The 2933-nt window shown below is 69.5% G+C and carries 3 protein-coding genes; 2 read left to right on the plus strand and 1 reads right to left on the minus strand.

Annotation, left to right across the window (positions count from 1 at the left end; all coding sequences use genetic code 11):
* Both ABT300_RS42775 and ABT300_RS42780 read left to right on the plus strand, forming a co-directional pair.
* Nucleotides 1-664 (plus strand): aldehyde dehydrogenase family protein (locus tag ABT300_RS42775; RefSeq protein ID WP_351688215.1); only part of this gene is annotated, 664 nt, incomplete at its 5' end.
* 186 nt (nucleotides 665-850) lie between these two features.
* Nucleotides 851-1621 (plus strand): maleylpyruvate isomerase family mycothiol-dependent enzyme, encoded by a 771-nt coding sequence (locus ABT300_RS42780; RefSeq protein WP_351688218.1) that lies wholly within the window; start codon nucleotides 851-853, stop codon nucleotides 1619-1621.
* Between the two features lie 108 nt (nucleotides 1622-1729).
* On the opposite strand, the gene ABT300_RS42785 is transcribed toward ABT300_RS42780, so the two are convergent.
* Entirely contained in the window at nucleotides 1730-2740 is a 1011-nt protein-coding gene (locus tag ABT300_RS42785) for an NADP-dependent oxidoreductase (protein WP_351688221.1), read from the minus strand.
* Nucleotides 2741-2933 lie beyond the last annotated feature (193 nt).

Consider the following 2933-nt stretch of genomic DNA (forward strand, 5'->3'; position numbering starts at 1 on the left):
CAACCGAACTGATGCCCTCGCCTTGGATTACTTCGTGGACGAAGGGGGCACTCTTTATGTGCTCGGTGAATCTCTCGAGGACCCCAGGACCGACCATGAGATGTTCGGCCCCGACCCGGCCCGCAGCGACGACTACGGCAGCATCGTCAACGAACGCCACTTCGACCGCCTGACCGGGCTGCTCGACGAAGGCCGGACCGTCGTCGGCGGCGACCACGACCGCGGCGCCCGCTACATCGCCCCCACCGTGCTCGCCGACGTCGACCCCGACTCAGCCGTGATGCGCGAAGAGATCTTCGGCCCCGTCCTGCCCATCATTCGCGTCCCCGACCTGGACGCGGCCATCTCCTTCATCACCGGACGGGACAAGCCGCTGGCCCTCTACGCCTTCACCGCGTCCAAGCGCACCAAGCGGCGACTGATCGCGGAGACCTCCTCAGGAGGTCTGGCCTTCGGCGTCCCGACCGCCCAACTCGCCGTGCCCGGCCTGCCCTTCGGCGGCGTCGGCGAGAGCGGCATGGGCCGTTACCACGGCTCGTACTCCCTGGACACCTTCAGCCACACCAAGTCCGTACTCGACAAGCCGCTTCAGCCCGACACGCTGCGGGTCACCTACCCGCCGTACACCCGCCGCAAGGACCGCATCCTGCGACGGATCACATGAGCTGGGTCCGGGCGGCCGGCGGCGGGCCGAACCCCGCCGAGGCCACTCGGGGCCTGCAGCCTCGTACTCCTCGCCCCCCTCATGTCCACGACGTCAACAAGCCGGCGGCCGGTGCCGCGGAGCCCGGCGAGCCGCTGCACCAGCCTCTTGTGGGAGCGGCCCCGCAGGCCGGCGAAAGGATCACCGATGACAGCTGACAGGGCGGAAGCCTTCCGCGCGGAGCGCGCGGAGTTGCTCGGCTTCTGCAGGGAACTGGACGCGAAGGAATGGAGTGCGGCCAGCGATGCGGCCGGATGGCGTGTGCAGGACGTGGTGGCCCATATCGGCGCCACCTGCCGCTCCTTCTTCACTCCCTCCGTGGTGACGATGATGCGCATGAGGGACCTCGAACGGACCAACGACCTGTTCGTGGACCGGCGCCGTGACCGGCCGGTCTCGCAGACGCTCGCCGAGTACGAACGATGGAGCCGGATGATCGGCGTGGCCGCCCGGCTGCCCCTCGACTGGATGCGTCTGCCGATGGCCGAGCTCGGCTGGTTCCCGGGCGGGATGATGATCGGCGGTGCGATGACGTTCGACCATCACACCCATCTGCGCCACGACATCGCTCCCGCACTCGGGCGGCCGGTTCCCGGCACCGACGCCAACCGGATGGCCGTGGTGTTGGAGTGGATGCTGGCCGTCCTGCGAAACCAGCTGCGGTCGGCGCGGCCGGAGTGGTTCGTCCGTCCCGTCACGATCGAGCTGGAAGGACCGGGCGGAGGCGTTTGGTCTGTGGGTCCGGGCGGCATGCTGGCTGCCGGACCGTCGGACAAGCCGGCGGCCACGATCGCCGGACGGGCCGTCGACTTCCCGGAATGGGCCACCCACCGGGCCGACTGGCGCAACCGGGACCTGCGGATCTCCGGCGACGCCGACCACGCCGCCCGCTTCCTGGACTTCGTGAGGGTGGTGTGAGCGTCATCGGTGTCCTGTGGGAGCCCGGAGCGGGTCACGATGTCGTCGGGGGTGGGCCGGGGGAGAAGGGCCCCTGGGTAGGGAACAACGGGAGAGAGCGGCCGCCTCTCAGCCGTGGTCGGGCGCCATCGAGACCACGACCTTGCCGGCCTTGGTGCGGCCGTGCTCGACGTGCGCCATCGCGTCGAGTGTCCGGTCGAACGGGAAGACGCTGTCGATGACGGGGCGGAGCTTCCCGTTGTCGTAGAGGGCGCTGAGTTTGCGCAGCTGGGAGCCGTCGGCCTGCATGAAGAAGAACTGGTAGCGCATGCCCAGCGCCCTGGCCCGTCTGCGGATCTTGCGGCTGAGCGCGTTCATGACCAGGCCTAGGACGGAGGGGGCGCCGAGCTGCTTGGCGAAGGCGGCGTCCGGCGGGCCGACGACGCCGATGGCCAGGCCGCCGGGCCTCAGCACCGTCAGCGACTTCTCCAGGTTCGCTCCGCCGAGGGAGTCCAGCACCAGGTCGTAGCCGGACAGCACCTTCGAGAAGTCCTCCTTGGCGTAGTCGACGACGTCGGCGCCGAGGCCCCTGACCAGTTCCTCATTCTCGGTGCTCGCGGTCGTCGCCACGGTGGCGCCGAGGTGCTTGGCGAGTTGGACGACCGTCGAACCGAGGCCGCCGGCGCCGGCGTGGACGAGCACCTTCTGCCCTGGCCGCACCTGGGCGCGGTCGACGAGGATCTGCCAGGCGGCCAGGGCCACCAACGGCACCGCGGCCGCCTCCTGCAGGGTGAGGGAGGCAGGCTTGGGCGCGACATCGTCCATGTCGATCGCGATGAACTCCGCGAAGCCGCCTACCCGCAGGTCGCGCGGGCGGGCGTAGACCTCGTCGCCGACTTCGACGCCGCGCACGGCGGAGCCGACCCGGGTCACGACGCCGGCGACGTCGTGGCCGAGCACGAACGGGGTCTTGTACTTCAGGAGCAGCTTGAACTCCCCGTCGCGGACCATCCTGTCCAGCGGGTTGATGCTGGCGGCGCTCACTCTGACCAGGACGTCGCGGTCCCCGACGGTGGGCTCGGGTACCTCTGCGGCGCGCATGCCGTCCTTGCCGTACTTCTCGACGACGAATGCCTTCATGCCGGCCGCCTTTCTGTGTGGGTGTCTCGGTGGTCGATGCGACTGACTCTTCGGGCAGAAACGGCCTGCGCGCCCGCATCTCGTGCGCGCCCGTCCCTCGTGTGCGGCGGGTGCGGCGTGTGCGGCCGGGTCGGCGTGCCGGTCGCGACACTACGTTCTGAGTATAGGAAAGTAAACTCAGATGAGGTTAGAA

It is taken from the genome of Streptomyces sp. NPDC001027 (genome assembly GCF_040299045.1).
Lineage (GTDB): Bacteria > Actinomycetota > Actinomycetes > Streptomycetales > Streptomycetaceae > Streptomyces.

Bases quoted from the DNA above. Each gene is read 5' to 3' on its own strand.
- ABT300_RS42785 (WP_351688221.1), bottom strand. From the start codon at position 2,740: ATGAAGGCATTCGTCGTCGAGAAGTACGGCAAGGACGGCATGCGCGCC.
- ABT300_RS42780 (WP_351688218.1), top strand. From the start codon at position 851: ATGACAGCTGACAGGGCGGAAGCCTTCCGCGCGGAGCGCGCGGAGTTG.